The sequence below is a fragment of the Acinetobacter sp. NIPH 284 genome (assembly GCF_000369425.1).
In the GTDB taxonomy this organism is placed as follows: domain Bacteria; phylum Pseudomonadota; class Gammaproteobacteria; order Pseudomonadales; family Moraxellaceae; genus Acinetobacter.
The window spans coordinates 873,905-890,458 of the sequence record NZ_KB850011.1; the positions used below are offsets into that span (position 1 = coordinate 873,905).

13 protein-coding genes are annotated in these 16,554 nt (G+C 40.2%); 2 read left to right on the forward strand and 11 right to left on the reverse strand.

Annotation, left to right across the window (positions count from 1 at the left end; all coding sequences use genetic code 11):
- Positions 1-22: 22 nt before the first annotated feature.
- The 11 genes from gyrA to F908_RS10260 form a co-directional block, all read right to left on the reverse strand.
- Positions 23-2,752 (reverse strand): DNA gyrase subunit A, encoded by a 2,730-nt coding sequence (gene gyrA, locus F908_RS10210; RefSeq protein WP_005161336.1) that lies wholly within the window; start codon positions 2,750-2,752, stop codon positions 23-25.
- Between the two features lie 405 nt (positions 2,753-3,157).
- Positions 3,158-4,090, reverse strand: coding sequence for an electron transfer flavoprotein subunit alpha/FixB family protein (locus F908_RS10215; protein WP_005161338.1), 933 nt, complete (start codon positions 4,088-4,090; stop codon positions 3,158-3,160).
- A 17-nt stretch (positions 4,091-4,107) separates the two neighbouring features.
- Positions 4,108-4,857 (reverse strand): electron transfer flavoprotein subunit beta/FixA family protein, encoded by a 750-nt coding sequence (locus tag F908_RS10220; protein ID WP_005161342.1) that lies wholly within the window; start codon positions 4,855-4,857, stop codon positions 4,108-4,110.
- Between the two features lie 438 nt (positions 4,858-5,295).
- On the reverse strand, positions 5,296-6,183 hold the full coding sequence (gene xerA / locus F908_RS10225) for a site-specific tyrosine recombinase/integron integrase (protein WP_171063586.1): 888 nt from the start codon (positions 6,181-6,183) through the stop codon (positions 5,296-5,298).
- A gap of 37 nt (positions 6,184-6,220) precedes the next feature.
- Positions 6,221-6,823: an alpha/beta fold hydrolase gene (locus F908_RS10230; RefSeq protein ID WP_005161348.1), complete on the reverse strand. Its 603-nt coding sequence runs from the start codon at positions 6,821-6,823 to the stop codon at positions 6,221-6,223.
- Positions 6,820-7,557, reverse strand: a complete 738-nt coding sequence (locus F908_RS10235) for a hypothetical protein (protein ID WP_005161350.1) — start codon at positions 7,555-7,557, stop codon at positions 6,820-6,822. Before F908_RS10235 ends, F908_RS10230 begins: the two co-directional genes overlap by 4 nt.
- A gap of 71 nt (positions 7,558-7,628) precedes the next feature.
- Positions 7,629-8,483 carry a diaminopimelate epimerase gene (gene dapF / locus F908_RS10240; protein WP_005161353.1) on the reverse strand — a complete coding sequence of 285 codons (855 nt, stop codon included), beginning with the start codon at positions 8,481-8,483 and terminating at the stop codon, positions 7,629-7,631.
- 6 nt (positions 8,484-8,489) lie between these two features.
- Positions 8,490-9,740: a diaminopimelate decarboxylase gene (gene lysA / locus F908_RS10245; protein ID WP_005161356.1), complete on the reverse strand. Its 1,251-nt coding sequence runs from the start codon at positions 9,738-9,740 to the stop codon at positions 8,490-8,492.
- Positions 9,741-9,762: 22 nt separating this feature from the next.
- A complete protein-coding gene (gene lptM / locus F908_RS10250) occupies positions 9,763-9,990 on the reverse strand; it encodes an LPS translocon maturation chaperone LptM (protein ID WP_004661075.1) in 228 nt (75 codons plus the stop codon).
- 143 nt (positions 9,991-10,133) lie between these two features.
- Positions 10,134-11,546: an amino acid permease gene (locus tag F908_RS10255; protein ID WP_005161361.1), complete on the reverse strand. Its 1,413-nt coding sequence runs from the start codon at positions 11,544-11,546 to the stop codon at positions 10,134-10,136.
- A 311-nt stretch (positions 11,547-11,857) separates the two neighbouring features.
- Complete coding sequence (locus tag F908_RS10260; protein WP_005161364.1) at positions 11,858-13,351, reverse strand: alanine/glycine:cation symporter family protein; 1,494 nt, start codon at positions 13,349-13,351, stop codon at positions 11,858-11,860.
- A gap of 351 nt (positions 13,352-13,702) precedes the next feature.
- Between F908_RS10260 and radA the strand changes: the two genes are divergently transcribed.
- Positions 13,703-15,094 (forward strand): DNA repair protein RadA, encoded by a 1,392-nt coding sequence (gene radA / locus F908_RS10265; protein WP_005161367.1) that lies wholly within the window; start codon positions 13,703-13,705, stop codon positions 15,092-15,094.
- An 82-nt stretch (positions 15,095-15,176) separates the two neighbouring features.
- Positions 15,177-16,157 (forward strand): Tim44 domain-containing protein, encoded by a 981-nt coding sequence (locus F908_RS10270; protein WP_005161369.1) that lies wholly within the window; start codon positions 15,177-15,179, stop codon positions 16,155-16,157.
- Positions 16,158-16,554 lie beyond the last annotated feature (397 nt).

Here is a 16,554-nt window from a genome sequence, read left to right on the forward strand (position 1 = left end):
CCTTTTTATGATCTTAGATGACTTAAGCTTCTGGCGTATCATCTTTTGGTTGTACTGTCGCTTCTTCAGAAGTTACAGCCTCAACCTTTGTATTTTCCGTTTCTTCTGTAACGTCTAACTCTTCGTCATCTTCTACAGCTTCAATCGAAACAACACCGACTAAGGTTTCAGCATCGCTTAAGCGGATTAAACGAACACCTTGGGCATTACGTCCAGTCGTCGCAACTTCAGCGGCACGCGTACGAACCAAAGTACCACCATCAGAAATCAACATCAGTTCTTTGCTTTCATCAATAGATACCGCACCAACTAGCTCACCATTCCGTTCACTAGTCTTGATTGCAATCACACCTTTACCACCACGTTTCTTGGTTGGGAAGTCATCTACAGGTGTACGTTTACCATAACCGTTTGCACAAGCACACAGTACTTCACCCGTTTCAGGTACAACCACAAGTGAAACAATACGACTTACAACATTCGAATCTAATGAATCATCATTGTCATCGCTATCATCATTTTCGACTTCAGCATCTTCAGATTCAATGGTATTGCTTGCAAAACTCACACGCATACCACGCACGCCTTTGGCCGTACGTCCCATCGCACGAACATCTGTTTCAGCAAAACGAATTGCCTTCCCTTCGTTCGAGAACAACATGATCTGCTGATTACCATCGGTAATTGCAACACCGATTAAAGTATCTTCTTCGTTCAACTCAATCGCACGTAAACCATTAGAACGAACATTGCTAAATTGTGCTAATTCAACACGTTTAACCGTACCTGATGCTGTTGCCATGAATACATAGTGATTTTCAGGGAATTCAGTCAACGGTAAGATTGCAGTCACGGTTTCATTTGCATCCAATGGAAGCAAATTAATAATTGGACGACCTTTTGCACCACGTGAAGCTTGCGGAACCTCAAACACTCTCAAGCGATAAACTTTACCAACATTGGTAAAGCACAATACTGTCGCGTGATTCGATGCAACAATCAAATGTTGAATAATATCATCATCTTTCATCGAAGTTGCAGACTTACCACGACCACCACGACGTTGCGCTTGATAATCAGAAAGTGGTTGAGTTTTCGCATAACCTGTTTGAGAAACAGTCAATACCACTTGTTCTTCTGGGATCAAATCTTCACGGCAGAAATCAACGCCTGATTCAACAATTTCAGTACGACGCCCATCACCATATTGTTGCAAGATTAAAGCAAGCTCTTCACGGATCACATTCATCAATAAATTAAAATCATTGAGAATTGCTGTTAATTCAGCGATTTGACCTAAGATTTCAGAATATTCTGCATGTAACTTGTCTTGTTCGAGACCCGTTAAACGATGCAAACGCAATTCCAGAATTGCGGCAACCTGTGTTGGAGATAAACGATAAATATCACCTGACAAGCCAAATGGACGTGTAGGGTCTTCGCCTTCAATCTCATCGGGACGAACAGAAATCGCGCCTGCTTTTTCAAGTAGTGCAACCACACCACCGCCTGCCCACTCACCTGCCTGTAAACGCTCACGTGCTTCAGCGGGGTTAGCAGAAGTTTTAATGGTTTCAATAATGGCATCAATATTTGCCAAGGCAACCGTTAAACCCTCTAAGATATGTCCACGTTCACGTGCTTTACGCAATTCGAACATGGTACGGCGAGTCACGACTTCTTGGCGATGACGAATAAATGCCGCAATAATATCTTTCAGGTTCATCAACTTAGGCTGACCGTTGTCTAAGCAAACCATGTTAATGCTGAACGAGTTTTGAAGTTGGGTATGCAGGAATAAGTTATTCACCGCAACTTCTGCATTTTCACCACGCTTCAAGTCGATCGCAATACGCATACCGTCTTTATCTGACTCGTCGCGCAGTTCAGAAATACCTTCAAGTTTCTTTTCTTTGACTAACTCGGCAATACGCTCAATGGTTTTTGCTTTGTTAACTTGGTAAGGAATCTCAGTAAACACAATCGTTGTACGACCCGTTTTTTGATCTTCTTCGAAGTGATATTTACCACGAATATGCAAACGACCTTTACCAGTGCGATAGGCATCAACAATGCCTGATTTACCGTAAATAATACCGCCTGTAGGGAAATCTGGACCCGTAATGTGTTCCATCAAGCCTTCAATCGAAATATTCGGGTTATTGGCGTAGGCTAAACATGCATTCACGACTTCTGTCATGTTATGCGGTGCCATATTGGTCGCCATACCTACCGCAATACCTGTCGTACCATTAATCAAAAGATTTGGAATACGTGTCGGCATGACTTGAGGAATACGCTCAGAACCGTCGTAGTTATCTTCCCAATCAACAGTATCTTTTTCTAAGTCTGCTAAGATTTCATGGGTCAACTTTTGCATACGAACTTCGGTATAACGCATTGCTGCTGCGCTATCACCATCGACCGAACCGAAGTTACCCTGACCATCAACTAACATGTAACGCAAACTGAAGTCTTGCGCCATACGAACGATTGTTTCATATACTGCGCTGTCACCATGAGGGTGATATTTACCGATCACGTCCCCGACGACACGAGCAGACTTTTTGTATGCTTTGTTATAATCATTGCCCAATTCATGCATTGCAAACAACACACGACGGTGAACAGGTTTAAGACCGTCTCTCACATCTGGCAATGCACGAGATACAATTACGCTCATCGCGTAATCTAGATATGAATGCTTGAGTTCGTCCTCAATGGCAATCGGTCTAATTTCCGATACGCTCATGCATACTCCTTGTTTACAAGTAGATGGCTCTACTTGTTTTTATGTATTCAATCTTGCAAAAAATTAGTTCAGAAAATTGAACTAAAATTAAAAAATATAGCGAAAAATTATAGCATAAATGACAGGTTAACTGGGAGTTATTGATACAAATAGATTGTCGTATTTTCTTTATTTATATAGAATTTGCAGAAATTGAGAAAGCAAAAATTTATTTAGAAAAAGATGATTGGAATTTTCATTTCCCTACATGGAAATGTGAAATTTCCTCACCTTATTACAAATACCATTTATTAATTATGCAATTAACACATGGCTTAGTTGTTATGTCCTTTTGTTTCCCTACTTTGAATTCTTCATCAATAAAAAAACGCCCCTTTCGGAGCGTTTCAAACTTAATTCAGAGAATTAAAGTTTAGATACCAATTCTGGTACAACAGTGTTCAAATCGCCCACTAACCAGTAGTCAGCAACGCTGTTGATTGGCGCTTCTTCGTCTTTGTTGATTGCAACAATAACTTTAGAATCTTTCATACCCGCTAAGTGCTGAATCGCACCAGAGATACCGATTGCCAAGTAAAGATCTGGCGCAACGATTTTACCAGTTTGACCAACTTGGAAGTCGTTTGGTACGAAACCAGCATCTACCGCAGCACGTGAAGCACCTTGAGCAGCACCAAGCTTATCAGCTAATGGGTCAAGTACCTTGTGATAGTTTTCACCAGAACCTACACCACGACCACCAGAAACAACGATACGCGCAGCAGTTAATTCTGGACGATCAAGTTTCACGATTTCTTCGCTTACAAACTTAGAAATACCAGCATCTTTCGCTTCAGCAACAGCTTCAACTGCAGCAGAACCGCCTTCAGCAGCTGCAGCATCAAATGCTGTACCACGAACTGTACCAATGATGATTGCTTCGTCAGATTGAACAGTTGCGATTGCATTACCTGCATAGATAGGACGCTTGAAAGTATTTGCAGATTCAACAGCAATGATGTCTGAAATCATGCTTACGTCAAGAAGTGCAGCAACACGTGGAAGGATGTTCTTACCAGTAGTTGTAGAAGCAGCTAATACGTATTTGTAACCTTTCGCTAAATCCGCAACTAAGCCAGCAACGTTTTCAGCCAATTGGTTCGCATAAGCAGCATTGTCAGCAAGTAATACTTTGCTCACACCAGCAACTTTAGCAGCAGCATCAGCAACTGCTTGAGCGCCAGAACCAGCTACTAATACAGTAATATCACCACCGATTTTTTGAGCTGCCGCAACAACGTTTAAAGTTGCACCGTTAAGTGACTGGTTGTTATGATCAGCGATAACTAAAATACTCATGATTTTATCCTTCTGTATTAGATCACTTTCGCTTCATTTTTCAATTTTTCAACAAGTTCGTCTACAGACTTAACTTGTACGCCAGCTTTACGTTCAGCAGGTGCTTCAACTTTAACTGTTTTAAGTTTAGTACCAGTTGCAACGCCGTAGTCAGCAGGAGACTTAGTATCAAGCGGTTTTTTACGCGCTTTCATGATGTTTGGAAGAGCAGCATAACGTGGCTCATTCAAACGTAAGTCAGTTGTGATGATTGCTGGAAGACCAAGCTCAACAGTTTGTAAACCGCCATCAACTTCACGAGTAACTTGTACTTTACCGCCGTCAACTTTAACTTCAGATGCAAAAGTACCTTGACCAGCACCAAGTAAAGCACCAAGCATTTGACCTACTTGGTTAGAGTCATCATCAATTGCTTGTTTACCAAGAAGAATTAGTTCTGGTTTTTCAGCATCAACAACGCCTTTTAAAATTTTAGCAACTTCTAAAGCGCCAATTTCATCAGTAGTTTCAACTAAGATACCACGGTCAGCACCTAAAGCCATTGCAGAACGAATTTGTTCTTGCGCGTCTTTAGAACCCACTGAAACAACAACGATTTCTGAAATCGTTCCTTTTTCTTTTAAGCGAACCGCTTCTTCCACTGCGATTTCACAGAATGGGTTAATTGACATCTTAACGTTAGTTAGGTCAACCCCAGTATTGTCCGGCTTAACACGAACTTTAACGTTGGCATCAACCACACGTTTTACAGCGACAAGAGCCTTCATGTAATCCTCGGCTGTTCTAAGCAAGTAAATGTAGTGAAGAGCATTCTAACTCTTCGATCGAAACTTTTTAGGTGCCCTATCTTGCAATGTATTTGGCATTTCGGTCAAGTCACAATTTTCGCTATGACTGTAAAAAAGATGAAATGCTCAGTTCACTAATTTAGAGCACTGAAAAATCAACTCAATTAAGCTGTCCATTCTTATCAATATTACATTTTGATTTTATTAATATTTTATAAAATTCAACCATCTAAAATATATCTTGCAGACAAAAAGCAGATGTTCTGTAACGGATCATTTCGGGCAAATCCAAACACCCAACAGTTTTTGCAAAAAATGGGCAATAAAGTGAGAATATTGTTTAAGCACTGTTCAAGTGTGCCCTGTAAAATAAGTTGCCTATTTTACATCCAATTTTGCAACATAATATATCAGGATTCAGTTTTTCTGCGCCCGAGGATGGGTTTGGTCATATACATTCATCAATTGTTCAAAGTCGACATGGGTATAGATTTGAGTGGTGGACAAGTTGCTATGACCCAACATTTCCTGAATTGCACGTAGATCACCACTGGCGGAAAGCAAATGGCTGGCAAAACAATGCCGTAATAAATGTGGATGCAAATCGACACTGATCCCTGCCCGCTGGGCCTGTAACTTGACCCGATTTTCAATTTGTCGTGGAGTCAGCGCATTGCCTTTTTGTGAAATAAACACGGCTGAATCTGCGGCAAAACCACCCTGCCATATCCGATAGATTTTTAGCCATTCAATCAAGCCTTGTTTTGCCTTGCTTCCAAACGGCACAACTCTCGTTTTATTGCCCTTACCTGTAATGCGTAATAACTGTCGATTAAAATCAATATCCTTGACAGTTAAACCCTGTAACTCGGCTAAACGTAGACCACTCGAATATAACAGCTCAAGCATCGCCCTATCCCTTAACCATAATTGCTGCTCAACTGGTTTTTCAGGTGCAGGCTGATCCAGAATCTGATTGATGGTTTCAATGTCAATCATGCCTGGCAAAGGTCGGGGCTGACGTTTTAACTTAAAATCTTCTGATGGATTCTGCTGTAAATATTGTCCTTGCTCAGCCCATTTCATAAATTGGCGGATGGAGGTCAAGTGACGTTGCAGGCTACTGGAACTCAGGTGGTCGCGTTCAACACGCTCGGCTAAATATTCACGTAAGTCTGAAGCTTCAACATCCTGTAATTGTAATTGTTTGTTTTCACAAAAACTAAAGAAATCAGTGAGATCTCGTTGATAGGCCGTGATGGTGTGTTCAGACTGATTTTGAATCATCCGCTCTTTTAACCACATGGAAAGGAGTTGTAAAGCTGTCTGCACACTCAACTCCCTAAAATTGCTTTATAAAATCGTTGATATAAATAGCAACTTCATCTGCATACTGCTCAGCAAAATCATGCTCTCCGCCTTGAATCACATAAAGCTCAGATTTCTTAAAGATATGATGTAAATGTTGTCCCACAGCAACAGGGCTAATCAGGTCCTGATCTCCCCACAATAATAAAACCTGTTGTTGAATATGTACCAATTGAGCTTCACAGTCTACCTTTGCTGTAACAAACCAATCGGGATATTGCAAATATTCTTGCTGATACGCCTGTCGCCAATCCTGAACTTGAAACGGGTCTAAATTGATACCTCCCGAAGTTGCCATCAGAACCAAGCCTTTGAGCAGATCAGTCTTTTGTAATATGGCTGCGATGGCAAAAATACCACCCATTGATTGAGCAATTAAAATCGAGGGTTGTTGAATCTGTGCAACCACATAATCAGTTAAATCATCAAAATTATTTATATCTGGATGTGCAGCCACACCATAAAAACCTGGATATGTAATGACCTGTTTGGTATAGCTCTTAGGCAATTGTGCAGTCAACGGATTCCAAAACTCTGTATTGCCTGATGCACCTGGAAGAAAAACTAAATGAGTCATTGATGTACCCAAATACCTCTTTCTTCAACAAAATAAGTATAATAATTAGCTACATTAAAATTATATGCACGTGTTTTATAACGGTCATAAAATCCACCATGTTTATTTTGCTCAAAACATGTCATAAATCTTTGAACTACATCCAGGCTTTCATGACCTGTTAATATTTTATTAACACTATTTGATTCATCTATAGTTAGCTCTCTACCCTGTCGATCAAAGATATGCTCAACATCATACGCCTGTACTTTATTCTCCTTAGACTCAATCACAAACTCTGGCATATGATCCCAGCTCGACACTAGATAACCGATATCTTTATAAGGTGTTGCTAATACTGGCTGAGCATACATTTCTACAAACTGACCAGATGCAGACACTTTTGCAATCGCCACTGCACTTTGTTCAAACAATTCATCTGGGCGCATCCAGCCATTTACTTGTACAGGGTCAACTGCATTTGACCCTTCATACTCTTGCACCCAAATAGGATGCCCACCCGTGACAAAAACTACTTTTAAATCTTTTCTCCAGTCTATTGCATCACAATTTTGATGAAATAGCGCCCAAACCTCCCTCTTATCAGATATAAATGTCTTTGTAACAGGTTGATATACTAATTCTCTTTCAACATTTTCAGGCTTAGATAACACCATATCTCCAACATTGATTTTTTCAATAGGGATCAACCCTTTGTTTGTATGAACCAGTGTCCCTGCTGCAAATCCATTCATTTTTATGTCCTTTTTAGTTATAAAAAAACCTATCCCACATCTCGCAAGATAGGTTTATGCTTGTTTAATTTTCAACCCTGAAAATATCGTAAATCCAGACGCGCATCATAAACATGCGTGGTTGGACCTGTCATCCAAACCACATCACCTTCACGCCAAGCGATATGCAACTTACCACCTGCAAGCTGAACTTCAACTTCATTGGCAAGTAAACCACGGCGCATACCACTCACCGCTGCTGCACAAGCCCCTGTACCACAGGCTAAAGTCTCGCCGACACCACGTTCAAACACACGTAAACGAATATGCTTTTCATCAATGATCTGCATAAATCCAGCATTCACCCGTGAAGGGAACCGTGTATGTGATTCTACTTGTGGGCCAATACGCTCAACATCAGCAGTTAAGACATCAGGTACGATAGTCACAGCATGAGGATTCCCCATGTTCACAACATCAATATTAATACTTTGATTGTTTGCAAGTTCTAGTGCGTATAAGTCTTCAATATCTTCATGTTCTTGGGTAAGAAATGGAATTTCTTCTGGAAGAAATTTTGGTGGGCCCATATTAACCCGAACCCACCCATTGGCACCCAATTCAGGCTCTACAATTCCAGCCTTGGTTTGTACACGAATTTTAGTTTTGGTCGTCAGTTGACGTTCATGTACAAAGCGAGCAAAACAACGTACACCATTACCACATTGTTCTACTTCTGAACCATCGGCATTAAAAATACGATATTTAAAATCAACATCAGGAAAATCAGGTGGTTCAACAATCAACAGTTGATCAAAACCCACACCAAAATGACGATCGGCTAAACGCTGAATGGTGATAGTATCTAAATAAGCTCGCTGCGTGATCAGGTCAACGACCATAAAATCATTGCCCAAACCATGCATTTTGGTAAATTCTAAATACATCTCAATTTACTCCTCAGGCAATAAACGTTCTTTTTCCCAAAGTGATTCTATGCTTTCACGTTCACGAATTACATAGGCTTGATCACCACTGACCATAACTTCGGCAGCACGACCACGCGTGTTGTAGTTCGAGCTCATTACAAAACCGTAGGCACCTGCACCTAATACAGCAAGGACATCATTTTCTTGAAGTGCTAAATCACGCTCTTTACCCAAGAAATCACCTGTTTCACAGATTGCACCAACCAAATCCCAAGTTTTAACTTCAACATCGGGATTTGGATTGACTGACTGAATATCCATCCACGCTTCATATAAAGCAGGGCGAATTAAGTCATTCATCGCTGCATCAATAATGGCAAAGTTACGATGATTGGTTGGTTTGAGTAAATCAACTTTGGTCAAAAGTACGCCTGCATTGGCAGAAATACTACGTCCTGGTTCCATATAGACTTTTAGACCCAGTTTTTCCAAAGCTGGACGCATGGCATTGGCGTATTCGGCAACACTTGGCGGGGTCTCATCTTTATAACAAACTCCCAAACCACCACCGATATCAATATGTTTGAGGTTGATGCCCAGACCTTTCAACTGTTCAATCATTAAAACCACACGATCAAGCGCATCAACAAAAGGCTTGGTTTCTGTCAACTGTGATCCAATATGACAGTCAATACCGACAATCTCAAGATTTGGTAATGACGCCGCATATTGATAAGTCTCATTGACCGTATCACTTGGAATACCAAATTTGTTTTCTTTCAAACCTGTTGAGATATAGGGATGAGTTTTCGCATCCACATCTGGGTTTACACGTAATGAAATCGGGGCTTTTTTGCCTAATTTTGCGGCTACTTTTTGGATCCGATCAAGTTCAGCATGAGATTCAACATTGAAACATGCAATACCTACGGTCAAAGCCTTTTCAATGTCAGCTTCAGATTTACCTAAACCAGAAAATACAATTTTTGAAGGTTCACCACCTGCTGCGAGAACACGTGCTAGTTCCCCACCCGTCACAATATCAAAACCTGCACCAAGTTTTGCTAATACATTCAGAACAGCGATATTTGAGTTTGACTTCACTGCAAAACAGATTTGATGATCAATAAAATCAAAAGCACGATGCATATCTAAATAATGCTTCTCAAATGTAGATTTTGAGTAAACATATAAAGGCGTGCCAAATTGCTGTGCGAGCTGATCTAATGAACATTGCTCAGCATGCAATACTCCATTAATGCGAGTGAAACTCATGAAGATGTCCTTATTTAAAAACTTAAGGTGAGGTTGTCTGTGATACTGTTGAAGATGTTGCTGCTTGGTTTTCAGCTTTCACATCATCAGATGACGTTTTAGCCTGAGACGTTTCATTTTTATAAAGCAGGTATTTTGCACGTTTGTCATGATTGATATCAGAAGGTAATTGCAATGCCCCTGACTGACCACATGCAGTAAGTACCACACTACTGAATAATAAACCGATCGAACAAATGACTTGACGCATCTGAGCACCTAACTTTTACAATTCGGAGCAGTATAGCGTGATCATCAGATTGGCTAAAGTCTAAACTTGAAGGAATAAAACAATATCCATAAAAAAACGCCGACTTAGATGCCGACGTTCATGTCAATTACTTCTTTAACTGCTTACTTCTTTTTATTTAAGAAATAACCAATTGCCAAAATAACAAACCAGATTGGGCTAACTTTAAGTGACTCTAAAGTGGTTTCATCCAAAGCAAGGAAATAAATCGTTGCAAGAAAGAATAAAATAACCACCCAACAAGTAAACACGCCACCAGGAAGTTTAAAGGTTGATTGTGCATGTAACTCAGGACGGTTTTTGCGGTAGTTAATGTAACTCCACATAATCACAATCCACACACAGATAAACAGGATGGTTGATAAAGTGGTTGCTAGAGTAAAGGCTGTCACTTCATCATTGGTTCCCGTCTGTACTTTATAAATGAACTGTACAAATGCACCAATAAAGATACAGATTGATGAGAAAACCAATGCTTTTGAAGGAACGGCAGATTTAGACAATTTACCAAATAATTTTGGTGCTTGCTTATCCGTTGATAAACCAAATAGCATACGACTGGTCGAAAATACACCACTATTCATTGATGACATCACTGAAGATAACACCACCAAATTCATAATAATCGCCGCAGAAGCAATACCTGCTTGTGAGAAGATGTTTACGAATGGGCTGACTTTAGGGTTAATTTGATCCCAAGGAGTTACACACATCACCACGAACAATGCCAATACGTAGAAAATAATGATACGAATTGGAATTGAGTTAATCGCTTTCGGTAAGTTACGTTGTGGATCTTGTGTTTCAGCAGCGGTTGTACCGACCAGCTCTACACCGACAAAGGCGAAAATTGCAATTTGGAAGCCTGCGAGGAAGCCATCTAACCCTTTAGGGAACATACCACCATGTGTCCACAAGTTGCTAATACTCGCCGTTGTACCCGCAGCATTAGTGAACCCCGTAAAGATCATCCATAAACCAACCGCAATTAAGACAATAATTGCTGTGATTTTAACCATTGCAAACCAGAATTCCATTTCACCGAATAATTTTACGGTGACAAGGTTCAACCCAAGTACAAATAGAATCGCAACACTACTAATCAACAATCCGCCCAATGGAGTAAATGACTCACCCCCATTGAAAAATTCAAGATAGTAAATAATGGCTGATAGGTCGGCAATACCAATCGTGACCCAACATAGCCAGTATGTCCATCCAACAAAATAACCCGCCCAAGGACCGATTAAATCAGTGGATAAATCAATAAAAGATTTATACTTTAAATTCGATAAGAGTAATTCACCTAAAGCACGCATGACGAAAAACACCATGATACCGATCAAGCCATAAATGAATAAAATAGATGGTCCAGCTAAACTAATGGTTTTGCCTGACCCCATAAACAATCCCGTTCCGATTGCTCCACCAATTGCAATCAGTTGAAGATGTCGATTAGATAGACTACGGTGAAGCTCACTTTGCTCGTTGGCCTCACCTAAATTTTGATTCGACATTTTTACAAAAACTCTCAAGTATTTTTCGTTCGTTAGCTAATGCTCAAATCAAAATGACAATTCGCACCATTTAATGGCATCTTCTTGCATTGTAAATTGCTTTGATGATGTTTTAGCTAGCCAATTTTCTGTCTGTACAACTCAACATTTCAAGTTAAATACAAATGGACCTGATCATACGCACAAGGATGTACCAACTCAATGCACTTTTTTGACTCCATATTTTTCAATAGCTTAAAAATTAGGCAATAAAAAAGCAGCCTCTGAAGGCTGCCTTTATATCTAGATATTTACTTTAATTTATTATGATATTAGTTTTGTTTATTCTTAATACGATCTTCCCAGAACGTAGCATTACGAATACCAAGTTTTACTGGATCAAAAGTAAACTCTTTAACACCCGCTTTTTGCTGCTGTTCATAATCTCTCAACGCTTTAATCGTTGGTTTCCAAATGAAGTAAGTGACAATAATACCAATGATATTAATCCAAGCCATTAAACCTACACCGATATCTCCAATTCCCCAAATATAACCTGTTGCACTGATTACACCATATGAAACAGAAAGAATGATGAAGCATTTGGTGATAAATAATAAAGATGGAGTTTTAGTAATATAACTTAAATAAGTAATATTGGTTTCAGCGATATAGTAATACGCAACAATCGTTGTAAATGCGAAGAAGAATACAGCTAATGCAACAAAGATTTGTCCAAAACCACCAAATACTGTACTTACTGCCATTTGAGTAAACGCAGGAGAGCCAATTTCAGCCGTGGCGGCAACATTTTGTACAATAAATTGACCTGCCTCTAGAGTACCTTGAACATTGTACATTCCAGTAATAAGAATCATAAATGCAGTAGCAGAGCAAACAAATAAAGTATCGATATAAATTGAGAATGCTTGTACTAAACCTTGTTGAGCAGGATGCTCTACCTCAGCTGCGGCAGCGGCATGTGGTCCTGTACCCTGACCTGCTTCGTTAGAATACACGCCACGTTTTACTCCCCAACCAATTGCAGCACCAAGACCTGCCATAGGAGAAAAGGCATCAGCGAAAATTAAGGAAATCACACCAGGTAACTTATCGATATTGATAAAGACAATAATTAATGCCATTACAATATAGCCAGCCGCCATAAACGGCACTACAAATTCAGCGAATTTTGCAATACGTTTGATACCACCAAAAATGATGACTGCAAGTAGTGTTACAATCACAACTAAAGCGAGTAGTTTATAAGTGCCGACATTTCCAAAAACAATTGCACCTTCACCTGTGATTTGTGTGAAAGCATTACCTACTGCATTTGCTTGAATACCGGGTAAAAACAAACCACATGAAATGATCGCGGCAATCGCAAATAAAATACCCAACCAACGCTGACCTAGACCTTTATCAAAATAAAAAGCGGGTCCACCACGATATTGTCCTTGATATTCAACTTTATAAATTTGACCTAAGGTTGATTCAACATAAGCAGTACTCGCTCCTAAAAATGCAACAAGCCACATCCAGAAGACCGCACCTGGCCCACCAAAACCAATTGCTGCTGCCACACCTGCAATATTACCTACACCAACACGACCTGAGAGTGAAACAGCGAGTGCTTGAAACGAAGAAATACCTTGTGCCGATGAGCCTCCTTTAATGAGGAGGCTTATCATATCTTTGATCTGACGAACTTGAACAAACCTTGTTAGGACGGAGAAAAATAAACCTGCACCTAAACATAAATAGATCAGAGCTTTGCTCCAAATAATACCATTTATCCAATCAACAATTTCTGCTGCACTCATAAACATCAACCTTTTGTATAATTTAAAAATATATCAATTGATACATTTTCATTTGTCTGAGCATCAGCAATATTTATGCCATTCAATATAATTCTTATGACAACAAATGAGCAAATGCTCAAAGACCTTCCGTGGAAAAAGTGAATTTAAAGAATTTTCGACTCAAAAACCGACTATATCTTACTTGTAAAAGTCTTATATCGTGTTATTTTTCTGAGCACTTCCCTTTAACCAGTCAATTACGAAAACACCGTTTAATCTTAATTCCTTATCAAGAAAATGAACGATATTGATCTTTTCCGTAATTACTCTACTTTTTAACTAATTTATCGCAAATTTTCAATTTTATATATGGCAAAAATTAAAACTGTTTATCGATGTGAACAATGTGGTGCAGATCATTCTAAATGGGCTGGTCAATGTTCTGAGTGTGGCGAATGGAATAGTCTAGTAGAAGTTCGACTGGAACCAACAGTTAGTCATAGAGCTCAGCCTAAAATGGGCGGTGGTTATGCTGGTCAAAGTGCTAATATCACAACCCTTAATCAAATCTCAATTTCACATGAAACTCGTCTACAGACAGGTATTAGCGAATTCGATCGTGTACTCGGTGGCGGTTTGGTTACAGGCTCTGTTGTACTGATTGGTGGTGATCCTGGTATTGGTAAATCAACAATTTTATTGCAAACCGCAACTCACATGGCTAGCAAGAAAAGTTCAGCTCTTTATGTCACAGGCGAAGAATCACTTTCTCAAGTTGCCTTACGTGCTCAACGTTTAGATCTGCCTACAGACCAACTCAGAGTTATGGCTGAAACTTGCGTGGAACGTATTTGTGAAGTTCTCGCGCAAGAGCGTCCTGCTGTGGCCATTCTTGATTCAATTCAAACCATATATACAGAAACTCTGCAATCTGCTCCAGGTGGAGTTTCACAAATCCGTGAGTCTGCTGCCTTACTTACTCGTTTTGCTAAAAATAGCGGAACAGCGTTATTTATCGTGGGGCATGTAACTAAAGAAGGTGCTTTAGCTGGACCACGTGTGCTTGAACATATGGTGGATTGCGTACTGTATTTCGAAGGTCAGTCGGATTCTCGATATCGTATGATTCGTGCCGTGAAAAACCGTTTCGGAGCAGTCAACGAGCTAGGTGTCTTTGCCATGACCGACAAAGGACTTCGGGAAGTTGCCAATCCATCTGCAATTTTTCTCAGTCGTTATGATGAAGCGATTCCTGGTTCAATTGTCATGATCAGCCGTGAAGGAACGCGCCCTCTCTTGGTCGAAGTTCAAGCCTTAGTTGATGATGCACACGGGCAACCACGTCGAGTGGCACTTGGCTTAGAGCAAAACCGTTTGAATATGTTACTTGCAGTGATGCATCGTCATGGTGGTGTGCAAACCTCAGGACAAGATGTTTATGTCAATGTAGTGGGTGGTTTAAAGATTACCGAGACTGGCTCTGATCTTGCGGTTTTATTGGCTTGTGCATCAAGTTTAAGAGGTAAAGCCCTGCCACAACAATTGGCAGTTTTTGGTGAGGTTGGACTGTCTGGTGAGATTCGTCCTGTACCAAATGGTCAAGAAAGATTAAAAGAAGCGACCAAGCATGGCTTTAAATATATCATTTTACCAAGAGCTAATGCACCGCAAAAAACTATTGATGGCGTTCAAATCATTGCCGTTGCACGCTTACATGAAGCTCTCACTGAAGCAATGCAATTGAGTGACGAGTTGACATAAAAAAACATACTTTTTTAGTTGAAATTATCAACGAATACCTTCATAAATACACTTACATCTTGGAATTAAATAGGAATTTTCGATGCAAGTACACCAGCGTGGCTTGATGGCAGCTTTATTGATGGCAACTTTGGTCGCAGCACCAGTTGCAGAAGCTAAACGTGCGGGCGGTGGCAAAAGTCATGGTATGACTCGTTCAACAACGACGACTCAATCTCAGCCAACTACAACTCAATCGTACCAACAACCTACAACTAAAACTACGACGACTCAAAAATCAGGTCCAGGCGTAGGTTCTATGGTTGCTGCTGGTGTAGCAGGTGCTGCTGTAGGTGCAGTTGCTGCAAATGCGCTTGCTGATGATAAGAATCCAACTGCAACAGAACAACAAGCTGCTGAACAAGCTCAACAAGAAGAAAAAGGCGGCATTCCTAGCTGGCTTTGGGTTCTTCTTGCAGCTGCTATCGCCTTCTTTGTATTCCGTAAATTCGGCGCAAAAAAAAAATTAGCCGCAGCTAATCCATATGCTCCAAATAATAACGGTCAAAACAACTTTGGCCGTCCTGTAAGCCCACAACCAACTATGCGTCAAACGGCTGGCGATAACACCAATATCTTTGGTCAATCTGTCGGTGGCGGTACGGCTGCTCCTCAAGCAGCATTTGGCGGGGCATCAATGAGTAGTGGCAATCAACTCCCTGATGGTACTGAACCTGCTGCATTCCTGCGTGTTGCACGTCAGCGTTTCAACCACATTCAATCTGTCAATAGTGCAAGTAATGTTGAAGAAATTCGCCGCTATTTAACACCTGAGCTTTTTAATTCAATGTATCAGGACATCATAGCCAATCAGGATCAGGATGTTGCTGAATTTAGTAACCTGAATGCAATGGTGGCAGACACTGCAACTGAAAATGGTCAATATGTGGTTAGCGTTCGTTTCACAGGTACGGTAAGTGAAGATTTAAATAGCTTGCCACAACCATTTACTGAAATTTGGCACTTTGTTAAACCTGTTGGCTCGCAACAAAATTGGGTTGTCGCAGGAATCCAACAAGCATAATTGCTAATATCATTTGAAAAAGGAGCTATTCAATAGCTCCTTTTTTATTGGTGCAATTATCTGAGAAATAAAAAAAGCCACTCTCGATTTCTGAGAATGGCGGAGTGTAAACCCTAATTTCGATTGCCTATATTTTTAAATAGATCTAAACAGGCAGTTAAGTAAACTGTGTATCTCAGTTATCTTAGCGGATAATCAAGAATAAAAATATTCCTCGTTTGGGGAATAAAACTTTTTGTAATAGGTTCACGTAGATCTTCTTCGCTTATTTAGGAACAATCATTACTTCAGGCATTCAGGCATTCAGGCTTTCAGGCTTTCAGGCTTTCAGGCTTTCAGGCTTTCAGGCTTTCAGGCTTTCAGGCTTTCAGGCTTTCAGGCTTTCAGGCTTTCAGGC

Bases quoted from the DNA above. Each gene is read 5' to 3' on its own strand.
- F908_RS10260 (WP_005161364.1), bottom strand. From the start codon at position 13,351: ATGAGTGCAGCAGAAATTGTTGATTGGATAAATGGTATTATTTGGAGC.
- F908_RS10270 (WP_005161369.1), top strand. From the start codon at position 15,177: ATGCAAGTACACCAGCGTGGCTTGATGGCAGCTTTATTGATGGCAACT.
- dapF (WP_005161353.1), bottom strand. From the start codon at position 8,483: ATGTATTTAGAATTTACCAAAATGCATGGTTTGGGCAATGATTTTATG.
- xerA (WP_171063586.1), bottom strand. From the start codon at position 6,183: ATGTGGTTAAAAGAGCGGATGATTCAAAATCAGTCTGAACACACCATC.
- F908_RS10235 (WP_005161350.1), bottom strand. From the start codon at position 7,557: ATGAATGGATTTGCAGCAGGGACACTGGTTCATACAAACAAAGGGTTG.
- gyrA (WP_005161336.1), bottom strand. From the start codon at position 2,752: ATGAGCGTATCGGAAATTAGACCGATTGCCATTGAGGACGAACTCAAG.
- lysA (WP_005161356.1), bottom strand. From the start codon at position 9,740: ATGAGTTTCACTCGCATTAATGGAGTATTGCATGCTGAGCAATGTTCA.
- lptM (WP_004661075.1), bottom strand. From the start codon at position 9,990: ATGCGTCAAGTCATTTGTTCGATCGGTTTATTATTCAGTAGTGTGGTA.
- F908_RS10255 (WP_005161361.1), bottom strand. From the start codon at position 11,546: ATGTCGAATCAAAATTTAGGTGAGGCCAACGAGCAAAGTGAGCTTCAC.
- radA (WP_005161367.1), top strand. From the start codon at position 13,703: ATGGCAAAAATTAAAACTGTTTATCGATGTGAACAATGTGGTGCAGAT.
- F908_RS10215 (WP_005161338.1), bottom strand. From the start codon at position 4,090: ATGAGTATTTTAGTTATCGCTGATCATAACAACCAGTCACTTAACGGT.
- F908_RS10230 (WP_005161348.1), bottom strand. From the start codon at position 6,823: ATGACTCATTTAGTTTTTCTTCCAGGTGCATCAGGCAATACAGAGTTT.
- F908_RS10220 (WP_005161342.1), bottom strand. From the start codon at position 4,857: ATGAAGGCTCTTGTCGCTGTAAAACGTGTGGTTGATGCCAACGTTAAA.